The following is a 21,690-nucleotide window of genomic DNA, read 5'->3' on the forward strand; positions in this document are numbered from 1 at the left end:
ATAATATTGCTTTAGTGCTTATAATGTTTAACAATAAAGATACATGGAAAATACATCTTTAAATACAATAACTTTTTAAAAAGGAGTTTTTTTATTATGTCTACAGAAACCTTACCTAAGCTTGACGAACAGACAATTGCTACAGTAAAAGCGACGGTGCCTGTACTTGCTGAACACGGAGAACAAATTACAACAAGGTTCTATCAAATGATGTTTGAAGCTCACCCGGAGCTGAAGAATGTCTTTAATATGACGCACCAAAAAGAAGGGAAGCAGCCACGTGCGCTTGCTAATGCTGTCTATGCTGCTGCTCAATATATCGATGATTTAAGCGCTATCATGCCTGCAGTCGAAAAGATCGCCCATAAACACCGCAGTATGAATATCGTACCCGAACAGTATCCGATTGTAGGGAAATATTTGCTGCTTGCCATCAAAGACGTTCTCGGGGATGCTGCTACTGATGACATTATCAACGCCTGGGAAAAGGCTTATGGAGTCATCGCAGAGGCCTTTATTCAAGTGGAAGCGGACATGTATAAAGAAACCGCCGAAGAGACTGGCGGATGGGTCGGCTACCGCGACTTTGAAGTGATTGATAAAGTGAAAGAAAGTGAAGTCATTACGTCTTTCTATTTGAAACCAGTGGACGGAGGAGCATTACCAAGCTATAAGCCAGGTCAATATTTGACCATTCAAGCAAAAATGCCGAATGAAGAGTTTGACCAATTACGCCAATACAGTCTCTCTGATGCCCCAGGCAAAGGCTATTACCGAATCAGCGTCAAACGCGAGGAAGGAACGGACCAGCTTCCAGAAGGAAAAGTCTCTAATTTCCTTCATAAACATGTGAACGAAGGGGATGTCATCCCTGTCAGCGCCCCTGCCGGTGACTTCTTCCTGGATACGGATTCCAAAAAGCCACTAGTCTTGATCAGCGGTGGTGTCGGACTTACTCCAATGATGAGTATGCTGCAGACGATCGTCAAAGAAGAAATGGATCGTGAAGTCCATTTCATTCATGCGGCTCGCAATGGCAGCGTCCATGCTTTGAAGGATGACATGAATATTGCCAATGAAACTTACCCGAATGTCCAAACCTATATTGTATATGACACACCGACTGAAGAAGATATGAAAGAAATGATTCATGCTAAAGAAGGATATGTTGATCTTCCTTGGCTGCAATCAATCGTCCCGCAAGATTCCGATTTCTACTTCTGTGGCCCAGAAGGATTCATGAAAGCTATTTATCGTTCTTTGAAAGAATGGAATGTTCCAATGGAGCAGATCAATTATGAGTTCTTCGGACCCCAAGGTGATTTGGAAAAATAATAACAAAAAAATCGCAGCTGAAAATAGCTGCGATTTTTTTGGCTCTATTTATAGCTAAGCTCACAATTGCTAAAGACTCAGTATCGAGAGAAACTGTTTCCACGGTTGAGAATCTCTGGACGTCCGGGAAATCACTCGCTTTCCGTGGCATGTGGTGAGCTTCCTCAGGCTTCGCTTGCGGGATCTCACCGATCATATTCATCCCACAGGACTTTGAAAAAGCATGTTGAATAAACACCGCACGAAGAAAATGCGTAACATTTTCGAGGAGTCTCGCAATTTCCCGGACATCCTTGCGTTTATAAGAGAAACGGAAACATTGGTATACCGTACTTTCACCCATAGGTGGTATGCAGAAGTGTGATGATGCTTCCTTAACTTTAATAGCATCAAAAAAGGCGCCTATTGCAGGCACCTTTTTGATTGCTTATTCTTCTAGTGTAGAAGTGTCTCCAGTCGGAAGGCCTAGCTCCCAGGATTTCAGGAGACGACGCATGATTTTACCGCTTCGCGTCTTTGGAATCGTGTCTTTGATTTCGATTTCACGAGGAGCCGCATGCGCACTTAACCCTTTTTTAACGAACTGGCGGATATCTTCCAGCAATTCATCGGACTCTTCATAACCCTCATTCAATGTGATGAACGCTTTGATGATTTCTCCGCGCTCTGGGTCTGGCTTACCGATGACCCCGGCCTCAGCAACTGCTTCATGCTCAATCAGCTTACTTTCTACCTCAAATGGTCCGACACGCTCACCAGAGGTGTTGATGACATCATCAAGGCGTCCCTGGAACCAGAAGTAGCCGTCTTCATCCATATAAGCACTATCTCCGGATACATACCAGTCACCAAGGAAATAGCTTTCATATTTTCCAGGATTCTTCCAAACGGCACGCATCATGGACGGCCACCCTTTTTTCAATGCCAGGTTCCCCATCCGGTTCGGCGGCAGTTCATTCCCGTCATTATCGACGATTGCAGCTTCTGTTCCTGGGAAAGGTTTACCCATAGAGCCTGGACGCATATCCATAGCAGGATAGTTACAGATCATCATGCCACCGGTTTCTGTCATCCACCATGTATCATGGATTCGCAGGTCCAGTGCCTTCAATCCCCAGGTGATAACCTCCGGATTCAATGGTTCACCGACACTCAAGACATGGCGTAAAGAGGACATATCATGTTTCTTCGCCACATCTTCTCCAGCGCTTACCAGTTTACGGAATGCTGTCGGGGCGGAATACCACACTGTTACTTTGTATTGATCGATGGTGCCATACCAATCATCAGGGCTGAAGCGTCCGCCTCGGATCACGTTGGTCACTCCATTTAGCCACGGAGCAAAAATACCATAGCTTGTACCAGTTACCCAGCCCGGGTCAGCTGTACACCAGTAAGTATCATCTTCTTTCAAGTCCAATACCCATTTACCAGTTTGATAGTGTTGGAGCATGGCATTGTGTACATGATAGACACCTTTTGGTTTGCCGGTAGAACCGGATGTATAGTGAAGCAGCATGCCATCCTCTAAATCTACCCATTCGATATCAAAATCCTTGGAAGCCTGCTCCATTTCTTTATGATAATCGATATAATCACCGGATTGACCAGGTGCATCTCCGACAAGGACGATTTTTTCAAGATTTGGCAGCTCATCCACCGGTACACGATCCAATAATTCCGGCGTAGTGACAAGCATGCTTGCCTCACTATCTTCCAGACGGTCGCGTACGGCCTGCTCCATAAACGCCTCAAATAAAGGACCGGCAATTGCACCAGTTTTCAAGATTCCAAGAAACGCAGCGTAAAATTCAGGACTTCTGTGCATGAATAAGAAGACACGGTCGCCCTTTTCTACGTTATATTTTTTCAGTACATTTGCAAATTGGTTACTTTTGAATTTCAAATCTTCAAAGGTTAGTTTCTCTTCACGATTTGGAGCTGAATAAATCAGAGCGGTCTGATCCTTTTTATCAGGGTTGTCCGCATGACGATCGATTGCCTCATAAGCGATGTTTACTTTACCTGTTTCACTCCAAGAGAATTGGCTTTTGACACTATCCCATTGGAACTGCTCGTATGTTTCTTTGTAGTCTTTCATGTTGTGATTGCCTTCACGTGCTGGAATTGGTTGCATGTCCATAGAATCACCTCATTTAATAATTTGTAAACGGTTTCTTACCTAAGTAAAAAAATACTCGCTACACTTATGTTCGGCAGAGCCCCTATTTGGATTTTTCTAAAAATTCGTGAATTACTTTTTATTTTAGAATACTTCGGCAAAGTTTTAAAGTAATAAGGGATAAGTTTTGGCAGATTGGTGAAAAAGCATCACATAATCATACTCTTGATTGACAGGAACAGGAAGGAACCCTATAATAAATAAGGTTACAATTAAATAAAATCCGTAACGCACGGGAGAGGTTCTTAGCGATACCCTCGATAAAAAACTAAGGATATATGATGATGTCAGAGACCATATCCCTTAGGGTGTGGTCTTTTTTTATACTTTAGGAAAGTTTAACTTTGTTAAAGGGTTCAAGAATAAGTACTTGGCGGCAAGCCAAGTCTTTCTAAATGGCTACACGTATATAAAGGAGGCAATCAATATGGCTGGACGAAAAGATGAAGATTTAAAAGATTTATCCTTGCTGGGCAGTCAAGGAACGAACTATTCCTTCGACTACGACCCCGCTGTACTTGAGACTTTTGATAACCAGCATCCAAACCGGGATTACTTTGTAAAATTCAATTGCCCTGAGTTTACAACACTCTGTCCAAAGACAGGTCAGCCTGACTTTGCGACGATTTATATCAGCTACATCCCAGATGAAAAGATGGTCGAAAGCAAATCGCTCAAGCTGTACCTCTTCAGTTTTCGGAATCACGGGGATTTCCATGAGGATAGTGTCAACATCATTATGAATGACCTGATTGAGCTGATGACACCGCGTTATATCGAAGTATGGGGCAAATTCACGCCACGAGGCGGTATTTCCATCGATCCTTACTGCAACTATGGGAAGCCAGGGACGAAGTTTGAACAAATGGCAGAACAACGACTTTTCAACCATGATCTATATCCTGAAAAAATCGACAACCGTTAACCGAGGGTAACGTTTAGAAGTTTGCTCCCTTTGATAAGGAGGGAAATCACATGTTCATTTATTTAAATGCATTATTTGTAGGTTTATTGATTTTGGCAAATATTTTAGGAGTAAAGCTGTTTTCAATCGGCGGGTACGTACTTCCTGCTGCTGTCATCGTATACGTCGTCACTTATCTGATCACCGATGTAATCGGGGAAGTATATGGCAAAGTAGCTGCCAAGAAAACGGTGCAGGCTGGTTTTTTCACCCAGGTGATTGCACTTATTTTTATTTTAGTCGCAATTCAGCTTCCAGCAGCACCCTTTTTCCAATCGCAGGCAGAATTTGAAACGATTCTCGGCGGCAGCTTTCGGGTGATGCTGGCAAGTCTGGTGTCTTATGTTGCCAGTCAAAATTTCGACGTATTCATTTTCCACCGTTTGAAAAAGAAACACGGCGAACAGAAGCTATGGCTCCGGAACAATTTATCGACGATGTCGAGCCAGCTGATTGATACCGTAGTCTTCATTACCATTGCATTTGCCGGCACCATGCCAACAGCAGCTTTGCTGGGGATGATCGCTACGCAGTATGTATTCAAGTTCCTTGTCGCAGCTGTCGACACACCAATCGCCTACATGTTAGTGAAAGCAGCCAGAAAAGATAAGCAAAGCTTCCAGTTAGCTGAATCCATGAAATAAACCAAAGCCCAGCAGTGTGTGTCTACCTGCTGGGCTTTGGTGTTTCTAAGTTTTCCAATGTCTTTTCGTTTATTGTTTGTCGTCTTTGTACTGCATGTAGACGGTTTGGGTAACCAGGAAGTCTTCAACTCCGTGCTTACCATCAGCTCCGCCAAGCCCGGATTGTCTCATTCCGGCATGGTAGCCCTGGACTGCTTCGAAGTTTTCCCGGTTGATGAACGTCTCACCGAACTTCAACTCATTCACGACCCGCATCGCTTCATGATAATTTTCTGTATATACGGATGAGGATAATCCGTAAACCGTGTCATTGCCTCGTTCAATTGCTTCATCCAAGGTAGAGAATGTGCTAACGGGAATAACTGGTCCGAAGATCTCTTCCTGAATAATCTCCATATCCTGCGTCACATTCTTTAAGATTGTCGGTTTATAGAAATACCCTTTATCAAAATCCTCCGGGCGTTCACCGCCAGTTACAACTTCTGCTCCAGCATCAACAGCGGTCAACACCATGGATTCTACTTTTTCCCTGCGATCTTCACTTACTAACGGACCGACATCCGCTTCTTTATTCTTTAACGGATCGCCAATGGTCACATCTTCTATTTTTTCTTTCAGTATTTCTAAAAATTCCTCCGCTACGCTTTCGTGAACATATACCCGCTCCGCGTTGGTGCAGGCTTGCCCATTATTAGCAATACGGGAAGCTGTAATATTTTCTGCAGCAAGGTCAAGGTCAGCATTATCGGTTACAATAGCCGGCGCTTTTCCACCTAACTCCAGGTTCACTTTCGTAATGTTTTGAGCAGCTGCTTCCATGACCTTTGTACCTGCCGGAATGCTTCCGGTCATCGTCACCATATGGACTTTTTCATGGGAAGCAAGGGCGTTACCAATTTCAGAGCCTGTTCCAGTTACAAGGTTGTACACGCCTTTTGGAATTTCGCTCATCTCATCAATGATTTTTGTGAATTCCATCGCGGTATTCGGTGTCTGCTGGCTCGGCTTCAATACGATTGTACAGCCGGTGACTAATGCGGTTGCTACCTTACGAGCCAAAATGAACATCGGAAAATTCCATGGCACAATACCTCCGATGACCCCGATCGGCTTTTTGTAGATGTGGATGTGCTCATTCGGGCGGTCACTTGGTACGATTTCCCCTTCGATTCGACGCGCCCATTCCGACATATAACGGAAATAATCAATCGCAAGATCAATTTCCCCGCTCGCGAGTTCATAATCTTTCCCTTGTTCTTCCTGCAGCAGTTCAATGAACCGGTCGCGTTTCGCTTCGATTCGGTCACCGATTTCACGTACGATTTTTCCACGTTCAATATTCGGCTTCAGTTCCCACTCTTTCTGGGCATTGAAAGCGGCTTTGACAGCACGATCGATATCTTCCTCCGTGCCACGTGGTGACTGAGAGATCACCTCTTCTGTTGCTGGATTGATGATATCGAGCCATTTATCTCCAGTAGATTCCATATATTGACCATCAATGTATAGTTTATGGGTTTGCAAGATAATCCTCCTTATAATCAGGAATTGCTGCTGTACATTATCTTCCACCCAAAGTCCCGTCTTAAACACGTGTATCGGCTCATGTGCCTTGCTGACAGTTACGTTATACTTTAAGTAACCATTCTATTGAGGTGACTTCACATGGGCCAAAAAAATATGATTTCCTGGATGTTTGTTACTGTAGGAATTATTAATGCAGTCACAGGTGCCGTCATGTTGTTTGTCATCAATGAAAAAATCATCAGCTTCATCTTCTTAGCCTCAAGCGTCATTTTTTTGTTGGCAGGAAGGGTTGCATGGAATGAAAATCATGGAGAGGGAGCTAAGGAATAGCTTTCTCTCCCTTTCTTTGTCTTTGTTTTCGTGTGGTCATATAAACGCCGCCTAACACCAGGGCCCCTCCCAGGAGCTGCGATGACGTCATCGCCTCTCCTAAGAAAAAAAAGGCCATAATCGCTGTAACAACTGGTATCAAATTTAAGAATACAGATGCTTTGGAAGGCCCGATCATGGCAACTGCCTGATTCCAGGCCAGCAAGGCGATCACAGCAGGAAACACCCCTGTATAAAGTACACTCCAAACCACTTTTGCTGACCAGTTGATGTCAAAACCGCCTGGAATCCATTCCAGAATTGCGGATAACACAAGCAACGTTCCATTTCCCATAGCGAGCATAAATAACAAGCTGCCATACATCGGAAACTTGGATCCATGGTTATTGACTAACAGCGAATAAAACGCCCAGCTTATTACTGCTGTCAACATGATTAAATCCCCTATATTGAAACCCAGCTCAAGGAGTACCTCCAAAGATCCTTGTGTGATGATATAAAGCACCCCTGAAAAAGAAAGGACCACCCCCATTACCTGCAAGCCAGAAAATCTTTCCCTGAGAAACAAAAAGCTGAGCACCATGGCAACCGATGGGGTAAGCGCCTCAACAATCGATGCATTGATAGTGGTTGTATAGTTCAATGAGGTATAAACCAAGGCAGGGAAAAGCACCACCCCGGTCAGCGCCATTCCATATAACGCTTTCCAATTTTTCAACATTAATGGCCGGGCATATTTAAACTCCTGTCTTGCAAAGACCAACAGCACCAGTAAGGCTATCAGCGTACGAAACCAGGCTAACGTAAATGGGGCGATTTCCTCCGTTGCAACTTTGCCGGCAATGAAATTTCCAGAAAATAAAATGATTGCGAGCATGACGAAAGCATAGGCTTTCCACATTGGGCTAACACCTGCCTTTTCTTATGGAAAAATATCAAAAATCATACCTTTCAAGAAAATCGTTCCTTCACTTTTATCATAGATCTGATTGATTTCTGTGATGTCTTCCCATTGATGATGTTGGGGTAGAGCACCGGGATAGTATCTTAACGAAAGCCCAGAAAGCCGGTGCTGCGACGACAGATAATTTGGCTGAACTTAAAAAGGGATCCAATTAAACGTATCGTACAAGCGTATGCAAATATCCAAAAGACTCTTACCTTCGAAAAGGTAAGAGTCTTTATTTTCAGCCATTGCCTAGTGTCTCTGTCACACCCCAGACTTCTTTATAGTTGGTAAAATCATTGATGGCTATATCGAGGTCATGAAAGTAACGATGTGCATTTTTCACATTACTCTTATCTTGTGACCCATTCGCTATTTCTTCTAAATAATTGGATACCGCGTCCATATCCGCCTGTAAAGTCGGAGGGTCCTCGAAGGACTGGTTTTTGATATACGATAAAAAGCGGCCTGCTTGTTCACTTTGTGCCTTCCAGTCCACTCCATCATCCAGTTCTCCATATCCCGTCGTATCATTATAAAAACTATGGGCCCTGGAAATTAAATCCCCGGCATCTTCAAATGTTGTTGTGCTTGATGTTTCGCTTGTCTCCGCGTTGTTGCCTGATTCGGACTGAGAATCTTCCTCTTGTTCGACGGTATCCGTGGCTGTATTCTCCGTTTTGTTATTATCATTAATGTCGGTAAATATCATTATGCCAAAAAAGCCAAGCGCACCTGCCATTAGTATAAGTAAGATGGTCATTAAGCCTTTAAAACTGAATAGTCTACCCATGTCAATCCCCTTTATTAAGCTATTACCACCAAGCTTAATATAAGCAGAATAACATTTCAATTATTTTCCTTTTCTACTTTTCACTGAATGGTGATATCGACAATGTCGTTCAAATCTACCGTGAACGTGTGTTTAGTCGCTTCCTCTGTCCCATGAAGCTCTTTTCGGACGGAACAAATAGAATTGATTTTACCCTGGCGCCGCTCATGATCGAAGCCATTATGATAGGTAAGTTCGACCGTCAGATTGTCATTCCATGCGCGTTGTAGGAGAAAGTCGATTTCCACTGCTTTTTGTTCATCAATGATCCCTTTTTCTACCCGTTCATCCTCTTTCCATAATTCTTTCACCAACTGTACATGCTCGGGCAGCATCAATGACGTCCATTTGATGGTTCCACGATCTTTATTATGCTTATCCATCCTGCACACCCTCCCGTCATTTCGAACGCTTGTTCCCATTATATATAATTACAACGGCAGGGTAAAGCTTATTTCACAGAATGCCAAAAATTGACGTTTTCTCCTTACATTCGCTTTGGAAGTGGAAGTTTGAAATGAAAGGTGTGATGGTAGCCATCTGTCCTCAACTGCAGCGTCCCGTTATGCTGCTCGATGATTTCTTTGCTAATGGCAAGACCGAGCCCGCTCCCCCCTGTTTCCCGGCTTCTCGAGACCTCGATACGATAGAAACGTTCAAAAATCGCTGCTTGATTTTCTTCGGAGATAAAGGAACCTGGACCTGAAACAGACAGTTTATATTCTGTTTCTAAACGCTCTCCTGTGATGTGAATAGCTCCCTTGCCCTGATAGTAGTGGATAGCATTTTGTAACAGATTGGTCAATACTTGCTGGATACCCTCTCGATGAATAAACAGCCGGCTTTCATCTAATTGACACACCACATCAATTTGTTGATTGGAAAGTTCCCATTCAAATAAATTCACACAGTTAGCTGCTAATTCCTTGATGTCTACCATTTCACGCTTTGGAAAGGACTGCTCGCCAAGACTGTCCCATTCCTTCACTTGATGAAGCTGCTGCATCATGTTGGTGATGCGTTTCGCCTCAAGATGGAGGGACTGATAAAGTTCTGGCGATCCTTCAATTACCCCTTTACTCAGGCCTTCAAGATAGCCATTGATATTGGAAAGCGGGGTGCGTAGTTCGTGTGCCATATCCGTCAGCATTTTGTTACGATTCTGTTCGTTTTCCCTTAACAAAATGATCAGTTCATTATAATGTTCGACAAGCTGACCGATTTCGTCCTTACTGTTTGTCTCCAGTACAGCAGGATAGGTTCCATCTTTTAAACGTTTCATCGACTGGGTCAATTCGGTGATCGGCTGCATCATCCGCTTCATCATAAAATAATGAATCAGGCTGCCAGCGACAATAGCAATGAAGCTGAATATCCATAAATACTGAAACAGTGTCGAATTGAAGCTTAACTGGCGAGCCGTTCCGACATCCGTAATTCTGTCCACCAGAAAGCAAGCGCTCTGATAGACAGCAACACCACTTAAGAGGATAAATAGTGAAATAATGATAATATTAGTGATCGTCAATCTCCAGAGCAACTGTGTGGCCATTTTCTCCCGCCAGGCTTTAATTTTCTGCCACAAATTTATACCCCATTCCTCTTACCGTGATGATCCGCTCAGGTTTTGCAGGGTTTTCCTCAATTTTTCTCCTAAGCTTTTTCACATGGACATCGATGGTCCGTTCAAAAATATCATTTTCCTCATAAGGATTGATATGATTAAGCAGATGTTCCCGGGAAAGTACGATGTTCGGATTCTCCATGAATACATAGAGAAGATTGAATTCGTAATTCGTTAAGTTGAGCGGTTCCCCATTCAAGGTGACTTCCCCTTTACGCGGCTTAATACTCAATCCCTTAAAAGTGATTTTCTGGCAATGCTGTCCGGTTCGGCGTAATACCGCTTCGACATGGGCGACCAGTTCTTCCGGACTGAAGGGTTTCGTTATATAATCATCAGCACCCATTTTAAGCCCGGCAATCTTATCTTCGGTACGTGCTTTGGCCGATAACATAATGATAGAAACTTCACGTGGGGCCTGACTTTTCACCCAACGACAAAATGCTTCCCCGCTTACCTTGGGAAGCATCAAGTCTAAAATGATCAGGCAGGGGTCATGGGAATAGTACATGTCTTTCGCTTTTTCCCCATCTTCCGCCTTCACTACGTCATAACCAGCTTTCTCTAGGTAGATAGCTACCAGGTCCATGATCATCGGGTCGTCTTCTACCACTAAAATTTTTTGTTTTATCATATAATCACCATTCGTTAATGATCAGAGTTAATCCATTTGCTCGTATTGCTGAAGCATCAGATCATAATTCATTGCTCCTAAAGCAACATACTGAATATAGCCCTCCGAGTCGATAAAGTAGGAGGTCGGAATCGGTTTTATTTGATACTGGTTGGCAACTGCAACATTTTCATCCATTAGAACCGGGAAAGTCAATCCAAATTCATCCACAAATTTTCCAACGTCGTCACGAGAGCTTTCTGTTTGCGTCAAGTTAATGGCAAGTATCTCGATGTCTTCGTTTTCATAAAACTTTTGCATATCCGGCATTTCTGCACGGCATGGTGGACACCAGGTTGCCCAAAAGTTGATCATCACCTTTTTCCCACGGTAATCAGAGAGCTTTACGGTTTCACCTTCCAGGGTCTTCAGCTCAAAGTCAGGAGCCTTTTGGCCTTTCTCCAGTCCAACTTCCCCTTCACCTGAGGCTGCTTCATTTTCCACAGCTGTATCTTCTTCAGGGCCATCCCCTGCTACTCTCATCTGTGGCTCTTTTTCTCCGTTATCAGAACTTTCTTTGTCACCTAGCATATCATATACCGCCCAGCCCAGCATAGCTATGACGATTCCGATCAGAATTCCTTTTTTCATGCCTCACAACCGCCTCCTTCTATATGAATTAACCAAGGTTTCCTAACCATGTATCCTGTACTAAACGCAGTATCATATTAGACAACCGTGCCATTTGCCCGGTGTATAACAATACACCCATGATGATCATGACGCCGCCGCCGACTTTCATTATTTTTTCACTGTACCTGAGTACCCAGCGGGCAGATCCCAGGAAGAACGAGAACAATAAGAACGGAAGAGCGAATCCAAGTACATACATGATCGTGTAGACCAGCCCTTGCGTTGGATCTGTAGCTGCCAGCACAAGAATAGAAGCAAAGATTGGGCCGATACAAGGTGTCCAGCCTGCGGCAAATCCCATTCCGACGAATGCAGTACCAAGGAGTCCTGCCGGTTTTTGTGTACTTCGCAGGCGTTTATCTTTCATCAGCCATTTGAAACTGACCCAGCCGCCAACGAACAAGCCCATCAAGATAATGAACACACCTGCAATCCGCTGGATCAAAAGACCGGATTGTCCGGATAATAGCCCTTGAATGTAACTTCCCAGAAAGGAAGCTCCAATACCTAACGCAATAAAAATCGATGATACTCCAATAAGGAAAAATATCGAGTGCAATAAAATGTTGGTCCGGACTTTAGCATCCTTCTTATCCTGGATTTCTTTCACGCTCATTCCTGTTATGTACGAAAGATAAGCAGGGAGCAAAGGTAAAGTACATGGCGATAAGAATGATATCGCTCCGGCACCGAAAGCGAGCCAGATTGTTACATCAGAAGTCATGTGATGACCACCTTCCGTCTAGTCAATATTTCGATTACTATCGCGGCTGCAATAAGAGCCAATAAGAACCAGCTATCCACCATCACACCAAATAACGTTGGAAATGGGGCAATAAAGACAAGCAGCCATTTACTGAGGATCCACGCCACCCAAATATAAATGACATCGCTGGTTTTAAAGATATGAAATGCAAATAACAGTACAAACACACTTAATACCAAAAGTTCCAGGATAATAGGAAGAACCATTCCACTTTGCAGCAGCATAGTATCGAGAAATGTTTTTAACAAGAGTGCAGGAAGAAATACCATCAATCCGCTGAATAACAATTCCCGGCCATCCATCTTTCTTTTTCGTAATAAAGACATGACATGGACAAAGGTGAGTACTGCCGCTAAGTAAAACTCATTTTTCCCACTGGGATAGGCCAATATTGCCGGCGGGTCTTGTATGAACAGCGAAAAATGGAAAACAATTTTTCCAAAAAAATAAGTAAACACAAATGTCAGCAACAGAGAAAACAGGCTATCCTCCATCTGCTTCTGCTTTTCTTTAACAAAGCGGGAATAATAGCGGTAAAACAAGCCCCCTGCTAGTATACTGACAATCGTGATGATCCATGAACTTTTTATAATGAGCGGTCCTACTACCCATGCTGATGGCATAACATTCTTCCTTTTTATTGAAATATCAAGATAAAACCAATTATAAAATACATTTGTTAACGGTTTATGAACAAAAACAAAAACATACTGAACATTCAACATGTTTATGTCAAGCCTGGTGTGGCGTATTATGGACTTAAAGACCTCGAAATGCAGGTGCTGCAGTTGAATGCAGACAACCATTAAAACTCATCCACCAGTAAGATAAGCCTCAAAAACCACAAAAAAACACCGCAATTTCCCACCTATAAAACCACTGGAAACACCAAACACTAAGGTTTGTCACATTATAAGGAGGTGTTTTACCAGTGAGACAATACATTGTCGGCCTCTGGACACTTTTTGATCCGATTTACCACCGAATGGCCCGGTTGAGGTACATCAAAACGAGCAATACAAACATCAATAATATTTTTCGCGTCCGCATCACAGATTATAAAGGAGCGATGGTAATCCTTAAAGATGGTACACGTATTCAAAAACATGATAAAGTATTGAAAATTCATTTGCACAATATCCGTCTGATTAATGAGATGCGGAAAATGGACAATGAAATCCATAAAGCCATGCACATTTATAGATCCGTACGGGAATCTTTGCCGGAACTTGCCGATTATATACATCAGCACCAGCAGAACAGCAAGATTGCCGGTGTCATGGGGATTACAGCTATACACAAAGGATGTCACCGGCTTGGTTTTGAAACAGCCACCATTGCTAACCCTTTTTACCGTTCCATGAAATTTTTATCATTCATAGCCATCAGTACCTTGTGTATGCGTCCTCCTTCTTTAGGATACCTGAAAAACCACCAGCCTAACTATATTTTTATCTCAAAAGAACAATTACAAATCAGGTATCTTAACAAAATTGACACAAATTAACCGCCATATAACAACATACAAAAAAGAGCCAGGAAACTACTTATTCCGCGGACGGAGGTTCAAGCCCCTCGCTACGCTGCAGAATCTCAATAAGACCAAAAAAATAGCTAAGGCTATACAACAATGCCTTAGCTTTTTCTTATAATCATTCTGCAATTTGGTGCATGGTGACTTCAGGACGGCTTCCTACCCGGATGTTCAAACCGGTCTGTCCCAGACCTTCACTGATATAAAAAGATTTCCCTTTATGTTTATGAAGTCCTTTGATCATATTCATTCGTGGCAGTTTCCCCATTTTCACCAGATGATAGGCTTTCGGGTATAAAATCTGGCCGCCGTGAAAATGACCGGATAATAAATAATCAAAGTGATAGTCATCCATTTCCAGTACAACATTCGGATCATGCGTCAAGACAAGGTTATACCCACAACCAATGCCTTCATAGGAAGATTTCAAATCACTATGACCCGTACTATAATTATCGATGCCGATGATATTGATTTTACGCCCATTAATGAAAATTGCTTCGTTGGCGTTCTGCAATACTTTACACTGGTGTGCTTCCAAGGTCTGCTTCAATCGCTTGAGATTGTGCGGACGCAGCACGTAATCATGATTGCCGAACACTGCGTAGATACCGTATTTCGGCCTCAGGTCGTTAAGGACTTCCAAATAAGGGACAAGTTTTGGAATGGTCCATTTCCGGTCAAGAAAATCACCGGTCAACGCGATCATATCATAAGGTTCCTGTTTCAGTTTTTCATAGAGTTGAGAGGGGGTTATGGAGATATTTTCTAAATGAAGATCGGATAAATGCAAAATATGCAGAGGAGCAGCAGTGTTATCTGATTTTACTTCCACCTTATTGATTTGTACTTCTTTTGTGTTTTTGTATGCCATATAGCCGCCAATCAATAGCAACGGCACCAATAATGCTATCCAAATCATGGCCTCCACCTCCTTTTCCTATTATACAGGGAATAAGATGATGGAGGACTAGCAATTGATGGATGGCTTTCCACCTAGCTATTGTTGGGGGCCATGACACGCAGCAATATCGCTCGTAATAAAAAACCTGCAACAAGACCCGGAATGACAAACAGCATCGGCAGCCAGACAGGTCCGATTAAAACCCCGAACAACTTCAGCTTTGTTGAGTAGATCAGCCCCACTGTTACAAAATAGGCTGAAAAAACGAAAGGCAAAAACGAAAGCTTTGGTGGTTCAGCTACATAGGCATCTTTATAGGCATCCCAGATGGTAAACATATAAAGACAAGGATAAAACATGAGCCATTGAAAGTCGGTGACTTCGATGGCTTTATTTATATCGCCAAGATAACTGTAGATAATAGCAGTATTGAAATTACTGTACAGGTTGATGATGACCTCTAACACGATTAAAAAAATACCTTTTACAAGCTGACGGTTCAGCAATTGTCCAAATCCCGGAAAGGCGATACTCCATAGCATGACTTCTAGTGGCGAATGTCTCATAGCAGACACCGTCAGTTGGAAGAGTGCGTGATAAGTTCATTTCGATCGGGGGCTTGGGGAGGCTCTTCTAACCATCCATGTTTGATCATTAAGTCTAAACCGTCTTTTGCATATAAAGCCACTTCCACCGAGAGTCGTTGATAGGTCAGAACTAAATCATAACGCATACTTGCCGTAGATGCTGCTGAGTAATTCCCCTGACCGGTCGTACTGAGTACGCTCATCAAAAAGACAATCAAGCGATCAGAAAATGTCTGTGTAGTCGAATTGGTGACTAAACTGTTCGAGCCCATCGGCGGGTGAATTTCCGATACATTCAGTACATGAGAAAAAGACTGGATATGTTTGGAGGAAATATTCTCGCCTTTTTTCATATAAGCTACAATTTCTTTCGAGGTCGACGTTTGGGCAAAGGCAGCACATATCGCTTCACCCAGCATATTCGTTTTAATATTTTCAAATAAATGACTGATTTCAATTGTGTTAAGCGAACGTTTCTGGAATGGACTCAAATATTTTTTTCCTCCTACATATTCGATTTCCTTTTGTACATCAATTTGAGGTGGGCGGACATGAATTCCTTTTTCCAGCCCCACATCTACAGCCCGGTTGAACAGCTCTGTCGTCTCGGTAACGCACCTGGAAAAGAACTGACGTACATCTTCCCGGGACGAAGCACTTAAGGAAGCACCATATGCCAACACACCGGCTTTTCCCATATTTCCAAGGAACATCACAATAAATCCATCAGAGAACAGTTTAGGGGCCTCCATATTGACATCCTTTTCGTTAAAACCATCAGGAACCAAAAGTTCTTCTTCTTTAAAAATACGCTCGATATCCTCAATCACTGTAGAAGAAAATCTTTCTGCATATTGGACAACGGATTTAATTTCTTCATCCTCAACGGTCTCATCAAAATAGCGCAAGAATTGTATGGTCATCGTGTTTTGGACATATTGAATCCATAGCATTCCAATTTCACTGGCGGTAAGCTTTACGGCTGGCAATGGTAACATCTCCTTCACTTCTGTTTTGCTTAGCTTTTCCTAATAGCTGAGGGTTATTTCGTATTCCTTATCCTTTTAAATGAGGGGACAGCACATCCATCGACTCCTGCAGCTTCTTGGCATTGGATGCATATAGACGCTTGGCTTTTTCCGATTCGGTAGCTAATGCGAATAACTCAAGGTCAGCCTGGCATTTTTTCATATTAGCCAGCAGCAACGGCTTATCCTGCGGCTTTGGAACCTCGATTTTATCATCAAACACATCAATAGTAAGCTGGCCGGAGGAATCGACCTGCCCAAGGAATACATTCTCAATAGTAACGTTCTGCTTCGCTAATTCCGTTTTCAACCACGCCCGGTTCTTTCCAGCAGAAGCCAGTTTTTCATCAAAAATCTCCCCATCCATGATGATCGTATGAGGTTCTTTTTCATTAATGCTGGGTAGATCAAGGTCCTTCCTTGTAATCGGTCGGTTATCTTTCTTCAACATTACACTTAATTTGCCATCCGCTTCTAAGATGGCATATTCTACCTCATCTGCCTGGAATACATCTTTTCCCCGTAACAACTGAAGCAGTTCGTCTGTGGTATACTTCTCTTTTTTTAAGTTATCCTCAAGTATTTTCCCGTCCTTGATAAGTACTGTCCCTTTCCCTTCGACCACATCCCGTACCGTTTTACTATGAAGTGACAGGATTTCTACAAAAAAAGGCAGTACAGCAAATATAGCTACTCCGATAATGCCATGCCAGATATTATTCTCTAACCCCATCATGACCTCTGCAGCAATACTACCAATGGTTATTCCTGAAACATATTCAAAGAAAGAAAGCTCGGATAACTGCTTTTTCCCTAACAGCTTTGTCGTCAAAAAAAGCACGAATAAAAATAATACACCTCTTACTACCACTTCCAGCCAACCTGGCATTCTCCATCACTCCTTGAGCTAAAACCCCTTATATTGCTCTTCTTCTCGCTCCACTTCTCCTATACGCTGCATCAAATCGTGTTTGATTTCTTCCATTGTCAGCATCTGTTCATGAAAAAGCTTTTGTTCATCCGCGGCGTTCGTATTAATCGCAAGCGCAGACAAACCTGCTTCAATACTTTTAATTGTGGCAAGACATTGCTTAAGATCTGCACCAACTGTCATAATCGTTGCTCCTTATCCTTTTGGCTTGAAAATGATGGCTGCAAGTGTACCAAAAATGATGGCTGCCGAAATACCGGCACTGGTTACTTCAAACATGCCGGTCACCACCCCAACAAGTCCATGTTTTTCTGCCTCCTCCATAGCCCCGTGAACGAGGGCATTACCGAAACTGGTAATCGGAATCGTCGCACCAGCTCCTGCAAAGTCGATCAAAGGTTCATACAAACCGAAACCATCTAATATAGCCCCGGCAACAACTAAAGCACTTAATGTATGAGCGGGGGTCAATTTGAAAACATCGAACATAATTTGCCCAATCACACAAATAAATCCGCCGACCATAAAAGCCCAGAAAAAAATCATTGTCCCCCGCCCCCATATTCAATGGAAACAGCATGGGCAATACAAGGAATCGTTTCATTCTGTTGGAAGGTGAGCGGAGATAATAATGCTCCAGTCGCCACTACGAGCATACGTTTCAATTCCCCTTTTTTCATCCGGTTCAGTAAATGCCCATATACAACCACAGCAGAACATCCAGCTCCACTGGCACCTGCTAAGACAGGCTGGTCTTCCCGGTAAATCATCAGCCCACAATCCTGGAATTTTTCCTCCGGAATTTCTGTGCCATGCTTTTTCATTAAATCCATCGCTGTCTCTCTTCCTATGTGGCCAAGATCCCCGGTTACAATCAAATCATAATAAGAGGCATCAATGTTTCGATCCCGTAAATGCGTTTCAATAGTATCTACAGCTGCCGGTGCCATAGCTCCCCCCATATTCATAGGATCAGTCAAACCCATATCCACTACTTTTCCGATTGTAGCTGATGTCACCACTGGACCTTCTCCTTCCGGCTTCAAAATCGACACCCCAGCCCCTGTCACCGTCCATTGAGAGGTGGGCGGTTTTTGAGCACCATACTCCGTCGGATAGCGGAACTGCTTTTCAACAGCAGCATTATGACTGGCTGATCCCGTCAAAATACAATTCGCTCCCCCATGATTAATTATGAAAGCACTGAGGGCCAGTCCTTCCATGGATGTTGAACAAGCACCAAACAAGCCAAGATATGCGGCACCGATTGTTTCAGCAGTAAAACTCGTCGGAGTTATCTGATTGATAAGATCGCCGCCAATAAAGAACTCTACATGTTCCTTTGTAATTCCGGCTTTTTCCGTTGCACGCAGCGACGCTTCTTCAAACAGTACTTTGTGTGCTTTTTCATAACTATCCTCATTCAACCACAGATCGCCATGCAATAGATCAAAGTCATCTGCCAGATTGCCGTTTGCTTCAAACGGGCCGCCAACAGTACCGGTTGCTACGATCACCGGACGATTTTCAAACTCCCAAGTACGCATTATAAAGCCCCCCACTGGATCAACAGTGTTTTAATCAAGGCGATGATAAATGCAGCGAATACCCCCGACATAATAACTGATCCCGCTAATTTGAACATGTTGCCACCTACACCTAGAATGAACCCTTCACTCCGGTGCTCAATGGCTGCCGATATGACAGCATTTCCAAATCCAGTGACAGGAACGGCTGTACCAGCACCACCGAATTGGGCTAAACGGTCATACACCCCAAAACCTGTCAGCAGCATAGCGATGAAGACCATTACAGCTACCGTAGGGTTTCCTGCTGTCTGCTCTGTGAAATTAAAATTATAGATAAAAAAAGTCTGGATAAACTGTCCAATCAAACAAATCAATCCCCCGACAAAAAAAGCCTTGATACAGTTCTTCAATACAGGCCTTTTCACTTCACGCTGTGCTTGGAATTTTTGATATTCTTGTTGAGCAGGAGTAAGATTCTTTTTCTTATTGTTGGACATGTTGCCACCTACTTTAAGTTTTTTCTTTGGAGAGCTTAATGAGATTTTCTATCTCCTTCGACAATTTTTTCTTGTCTACTTTTCCTTCTGCCAGCCGCTTTTTCAGCTTCATCACTTCCAGATGGATTTTTTTATCGAGCGATAGCGTGACATCATAATCGGAAAACTGCTCTTCTGCCTGTTTGGTCAGTTCTTTCTCGATCTTTTTCAATTGGAAGCGTTCATTATGGGGCACCTGGGCAGCGATCAACAATTGTTTCTCATCATTGACTGCCTGGACATCGGTCAGGTTGTTCTCATTTTGCAGTGCCTGATCTGCCTGATCAGAAATTTGCTGATTTAATTCGGCTTTATTAGATATCTGCAATGGCTGTGTGGTATTTTCTCCTTGCCCACTATTGCCGCCAGCCTGACATCCGGTAATAAATGTAGTAATAAGTAATACGGCAAGTATATTTTTCATCGTTATTTCACCACCTCAAAAAACGGTTGTTTTGCAGAATAAGGTTAGCATTCCGCTAACCTTATTCTGCTTCCATTATTGTTGTTTGTATTGAGGTTCTTCTTGTTCAATTTCTGTTACACGGGGCTCGACACTGTCGATGATTGCCTGTGTATGTTGAGCTGCCTGCTCATACAATTGTTTAGCTTGTTGATTCTCTGTTCCAAGGGCGAATGTTTCAAAGTTCGCCTGTGCACTCTTCAATCCGGCAACCGTTTGTTTCACATCGCTGATAACTGTCATTTTTCTCTCTCCTTAATTTTTTTACAATGGTTATTTTTTACGTGAACGTATTAATTATGTTTACCTATTTTTTCTTATTTATGAAGGAATAATAAAAAGAATTGCGCCAACTTATGCCAAAATAAATGCTGGAGTTTCTGAGGGAATAAATAAACGAAGACTTGTATCGAAAGATAGGAACCCATACAATAAACATTAGACATTTATACAATCCAGACATGGACAAAGGGGAGAATGCATCATGGAAATGATTCAAGTTAAACAAAATGGAGAAGCTTATTCGATTGAACCAGTCAAAGGAAAATCCCTGTTAGCCACAGCGTTTGAACAACAAATCCCTTTGGATTATAAATGCCAAAAGGGGAATTGTACGCGTTGCAAGGTCGAACTTCTCAATGGGCAGGAAAGTGTCAATAAACCTACTCCAAAGGAACATGAACAAATTGAATCAGAACTGGAACATGGTTATCGCCTCGCATGCCAAACCGTTCCAATGAAATAAGCCAAAAGAACAAAAGCGCAAGCGTCTTGCTCACCCCCGCCAAGCTTAAGATAAGCAGAGCTTTCCTAATCACAGAGAGGATTGACTTAAGACCTCGAGGGGGTAGGCGCTGGAGCTGGATGACACCCACCACCTGAAGTTATCCACGAAAATTTTATAATTTCCTAACCAATAAAAGGCTGCCGCGCAGGTTCATTTTCCTGTGCGGCAGCCTTTTTGTTTGAAGATTTTATCGTGCAAAAACGTGGTTTCCGATGATAGTCGTCACTTCTCTTTGATTTAAGAAGGCATTATCTGCTTTGTCTGGATTGAAAAAGTACAAGGAACCACTACCGAGCCCATGATGCGCGATAGCTTCACGAACTGCTTGCTTGGACTCTTCACTTGCTGGCTGGCTGATGGTGCCATTCAAAACAGGGGAGAATTGATAGCCGTCATAGATGACATCTTTAATCGTGTCAGGGAATTCTTTGCTATCGACGCGGTTCAATACCACGGCAGCGACAGCCACTTTTCCTCCGTAAGATTCACCTTTTGCTTCAGCTTCTACTAACCTGGCAAGTACATCTTTTTCTGCGTCAGTGACAGTGACAGGAATCGTCAACTGTTCACCTGGGTTTATATGGTGATTTTCTCTTCCATTCGCTTTTTTGATATCAACAACGGAAACTCCATATTTAGTTCCAATTTTATATAGAGACTCTCCTTCTTTGACGGTATGGCCCTCGCCACTTGCGGCATTTGCAGGAATTGCTGCAGTCAATGCCATGATAGCCGTCAGGGATGAAATTATCAGTTTCTTGATCGTCATATCAAAACCTCCTTCAAAATTCATCCACTACAATCTAACACGCCTCTAGTAATCATTCATTATAAATTTATTGCCAATTTTACCATCCAGCTATTATCTCCCACTTTCAAACATAAATTGGACATGCTCCCTCATATAATGAACTATATTTGATTGTCAAAGGGGA

28 protein-coding genes are annotated in these 21,690 nt (G+C 42.9%); 6 read left to right on the plus strand and 22 right to left on the minus strand.

The window, feature by feature from the left end; translation table 11 throughout:
- The first annotated feature begins 96 nt into the window (after positions 1-96).
- The gene (gene hmpA / locus BLV00_RS02355; protein ID WP_093042032.1) at positions 97-1,335 is read left to right on the plus strand and encodes an NO-inducible flavohemoprotein; all 1,239 of its coding nucleotides are present in this window, start codon (positions 97-99) and stop codon (positions 1,333-1,335) included.
- Here hmpA and BLV00_RS21635 read toward each other — a convergent pair.
- Positions 1,292-1,678 carry a hypothetical protein gene (locus BLV00_RS21635; RefSeq protein WP_143030665.1) on the minus strand — a complete coding sequence of 129 codons (387 nt, stop codon included), beginning with the start codon at positions 1,676-1,678 and terminating at the stop codon, positions 1,292-1,294. The two genes, hmpA and BLV00_RS21635, sit on opposite strands and share 44 nt — an antisense overlap.
- Before the next feature lie 84 nt (positions 1,679-1,762).
- Entirely contained in the window at positions 1,763-3,478 is a 1,716-nt protein-coding gene (gene acsA / locus BLV00_RS02360; protein WP_093042036.1) for an acetate--CoA ligase, read from the minus strand.
- A 466-nt stretch (positions 3,479-3,944) separates the two neighbouring features.
- On the opposite strand from acsA, the gene queF reads away from it, so the two are divergent.
- Both queF and BLV00_RS02370 read left to right on the plus strand, forming a co-directional pair.
- Positions 3,945-4,442, plus strand: a complete 498-nt coding sequence (gene queF / locus BLV00_RS02365) for a preQ(1) synthase (RefSeq protein ID WP_093042039.1) — start codon at positions 3,945-3,947, stop codon at positions 4,440-4,442.
- A gap of 50 nt (positions 4,443-4,492) precedes the next feature.
- On the plus strand, positions 4,493-5,125 hold the full coding sequence (locus BLV00_RS02370; RefSeq protein WP_093042042.1) for a queuosine precursor transporter: 633 nt from the start codon (positions 4,493-4,495) through the stop codon (positions 5,123-5,125).
- Between the two features lie 69 nt (positions 5,126-5,194).
- On the opposite strand, the gene aldA is transcribed toward BLV00_RS02370, so the two are convergent.
- The gene (gene aldA, locus BLV00_RS02375; protein ID WP_093042045.1) at positions 5,195-6,649 is read right to left on the minus strand and encodes an aldehyde dehydrogenase; all 1,455 of its coding nucleotides are present in this window, start codon (positions 6,647-6,649) and stop codon (positions 5,195-5,197) included.
- Between the two features lie 141 nt (positions 6,650-6,790).
- Between aldA and BLV00_RS02380 the strand changes: the two genes are divergently transcribed.
- Entirely contained in the window at positions 6,791-6,982 is a 192-nt protein-coding gene (locus BLV00_RS02380; protein ID WP_093042049.1) for a hypothetical protein, read from the plus strand.
- Here the strand turns inward: BLV00_RS02380 and BLV00_RS02385 are convergent.
- The 8 genes from BLV00_RS02385 to BLV00_RS02420 all read right to left on the minus strand — a co-directional run bounded on the left by BLV00_RS02385 (position 6,972) and on the right by BLV00_RS02420 (position 13,079).
- Complete coding sequence (locus BLV00_RS02385) at positions 6,972-7,883, minus strand: DMT family transporter (protein ID WP_093042051.1); 912 nt, start codon at positions 7,881-7,883, stop codon at positions 6,972-6,974. The genes BLV00_RS02380 and BLV00_RS02385 overlap by 11 nt on opposite strands.
- 286 nt (positions 7,884-8,169) lie before the next feature.
- The gene (locus BLV00_RS02390; protein WP_093042053.1) at positions 8,170-8,721 is read right to left on the minus strand and encodes a hypothetical protein; all 552 of its coding nucleotides are present in this window, start codon (positions 8,719-8,721) and stop codon (positions 8,170-8,172) included.
- A gap of 80 nt (positions 8,722-8,801) precedes the next feature.
- Positions 8,802-9,143 (minus strand): YolD-like family protein, encoded by a 342-nt coding sequence (locus BLV00_RS02395; protein WP_093042055.1) that lies wholly within the window; start codon positions 9,141-9,143, stop codon positions 8,802-8,804.
- Between the two features lie 104 nt (positions 9,144-9,247).
- A complete protein-coding gene (locus tag BLV00_RS02400) occupies positions 9,248-10,345 on the minus strand; it encodes a sensor histidine kinase (RefSeq protein WP_093042057.1) in 1,098 nt (365 codons plus the stop codon).
- Positions 10,329-11,015, minus strand: a complete 687-nt coding sequence (locus tag BLV00_RS02405) for a response regulator transcription factor (RefSeq protein ID WP_093042698.1) — start codon at positions 11,013-11,015, stop codon at positions 10,329-10,331. The genes BLV00_RS02400 and BLV00_RS02405 overlap by 17 nt, the downstream gene beginning before the upstream one ends.
- A 30-nt stretch (positions 11,016-11,045) precedes the next feature.
- Positions 11,046-11,648: a peroxiredoxin family protein gene (locus BLV00_RS02410; protein ID WP_093042059.1), complete on the minus strand. Its 603-nt coding sequence runs from the start codon at positions 11,646-11,648 to the stop codon at positions 11,046-11,048.
- Positions 11,649-11,676: 28 nt separating this feature from the next.
- On the minus strand, positions 11,677-12,414 hold the full coding sequence (locus tag BLV00_RS02415; protein ID WP_093042061.1) for a cytochrome c biogenesis CcdA family protein: 738 nt from the start codon (positions 12,412-12,414) through the stop codon (positions 11,677-11,679).
- Positions 12,411-13,079 (minus strand): hypothetical protein, encoded by a 669-nt coding sequence (locus tag BLV00_RS02420; protein WP_093042063.1) that lies wholly within the window; start codon positions 13,077-13,079, stop codon positions 12,411-12,413. Before BLV00_RS02420 ends, BLV00_RS02415 begins: the two co-directional genes overlap by 4 nt.
- Positions 13,080-13,387: 308 nt before the next feature.
- Between BLV00_RS02420 and BLV00_RS02425 the strand changes: the two genes are divergently transcribed.
- On the plus strand, positions 13,388-13,963 hold the full coding sequence (locus BLV00_RS02425) for a YkoP family protein (protein ID WP_093042065.1): 576 nt from the start codon (positions 13,388-13,390) through the stop codon (positions 13,961-13,963).
- 145 nt (positions 13,964-14,108) lie between these two features.
- Here the strand turns inward: BLV00_RS02425 and BLV00_RS02430 are convergent, their stop codons facing one another.
- The 10 genes from BLV00_RS02430 to BLV00_RS02475 form a co-directional block, all read right to left on the minus strand.
- On the minus strand, positions 14,109-14,912 hold the full coding sequence (locus BLV00_RS02430) for a metallophosphoesterase (RefSeq protein ID WP_093042067.1): 804 nt from the start codon (positions 14,910-14,912) through the stop codon (positions 14,109-14,111).
- Between the two features lie 74 nt (positions 14,913-14,986).
- A complete protein-coding gene (locus BLV00_RS02435; RefSeq protein ID WP_093042069.1) occupies positions 14,987-15,460 on the minus strand; it encodes a hypothetical protein in 474 nt (157 codons plus the stop codon).
- Positions 15,461-15,471: 11 nt separating this feature from the next.
- A complete protein-coding gene (locus tag BLV00_RS02440) occupies positions 15,472-16,470 on the minus strand; it encodes a DUF3231 family protein (RefSeq protein WP_176791297.1) in 999 nt (332 codons plus the stop codon).
- 67 nt (positions 16,471-16,537) lie between these two features.
- Positions 16,538-17,398: a DUF421 domain-containing protein gene (locus BLV00_RS02445; RefSeq protein WP_093042073.1), complete on the minus strand. Its 861-nt coding sequence runs from the start codon at positions 17,396-17,398 to the stop codon at positions 16,538-16,540.
- Positions 17,399-17,416: 18 nt separating this feature from the next.
- Positions 17,417-17,623, minus strand: a complete 207-nt coding sequence (locus tag BLV00_RS02450) for a DUF1657 domain-containing protein (protein WP_093042075.1) — start codon at positions 17,621-17,623, stop codon at positions 17,417-17,419.
- Positions 17,624-17,635: 12 nt separating this feature from the next.
- Positions 17,636-17,986 carry a stage V sporulation protein AE gene (spoVAE, locus tag BLV00_RS02455; RefSeq protein ID WP_093042077.1) on the minus strand — a complete coding sequence of 117 codons (351 nt, stop codon included), beginning with the start codon at positions 17,984-17,986 and terminating at the stop codon, positions 17,636-17,638.
- Positions 17,983-18,987 carry a stage V sporulation protein AD gene (gene spoVAD / locus BLV00_RS02460; protein WP_093042079.1) on the minus strand — a complete coding sequence of 335 codons (1,005 nt, stop codon included), beginning with the start codon at positions 18,985-18,987 and terminating at the stop codon, positions 17,983-17,985. The genes spoVAE and spoVAD overlap by 4 nt, the downstream gene beginning before the upstream one ends.
- Entirely contained in the window at positions 18,987-19,466 is a 480-nt protein-coding gene (gene spoVAC / locus BLV00_RS02465) for a stage V sporulation protein AC (protein ID WP_093042081.1), read from the minus strand. Before spoVAC ends, spoVAD begins: the two co-directional genes overlap by 1 nt.
- Positions 19,467-19,479: 13 nt before the next feature.
- On the minus strand, positions 19,480-19,929 hold the full coding sequence (locus tag BLV00_RS02470) for a putative periplasmic lipoprotein (protein ID WP_093042083.1): 450 nt from the start codon (positions 19,927-19,929) through the stop codon (positions 19,480-19,482).
- A 75-nt stretch (positions 19,930-20,004) separates the two neighbouring features.
- A complete protein-coding gene (locus BLV00_RS02475) occupies positions 20,005-20,211 on the minus strand; it encodes a DUF1657 domain-containing protein (protein ID WP_093042085.1) in 207 nt (68 codons plus the stop codon).
- 241 nt (positions 20,212-20,452) lie between these two features.
- On the opposite strand from BLV00_RS02475, the gene BLV00_RS02480 reads away from it, so the two are divergent.
- Positions 20,453-20,713 (plus strand): 2Fe-2S iron-sulfur cluster-binding protein, encoded by a 261-nt coding sequence (locus tag BLV00_RS02480; protein WP_093042087.1) that lies wholly within the window; start codon positions 20,453-20,455, stop codon positions 20,711-20,713.
- A 229-nt stretch (positions 20,714-20,942) separates the two neighbouring features.
- Here the strand turns inward: BLV00_RS02480 and BLV00_RS02485 are convergent, their stop codons facing one another.
- On the minus strand, positions 20,943-21,524 hold the full coding sequence (locus BLV00_RS02485; protein WP_093042089.1) for a cell wall hydrolase: 582 nt from the start codon (positions 21,522-21,524) through the stop codon (positions 20,943-20,945).
- Positions 21,525-21,690 lie beyond the last annotated feature (166 nt).

Origin of the sequence: Thalassobacillus cyri (assembly GCF_900107755.1) — a bacterium.
GTDB lineage: Bacteria > Bacillota > Bacilli > Bacillales > Halobacillaceae > Thalassobacillus > Thalassobacillus cyri.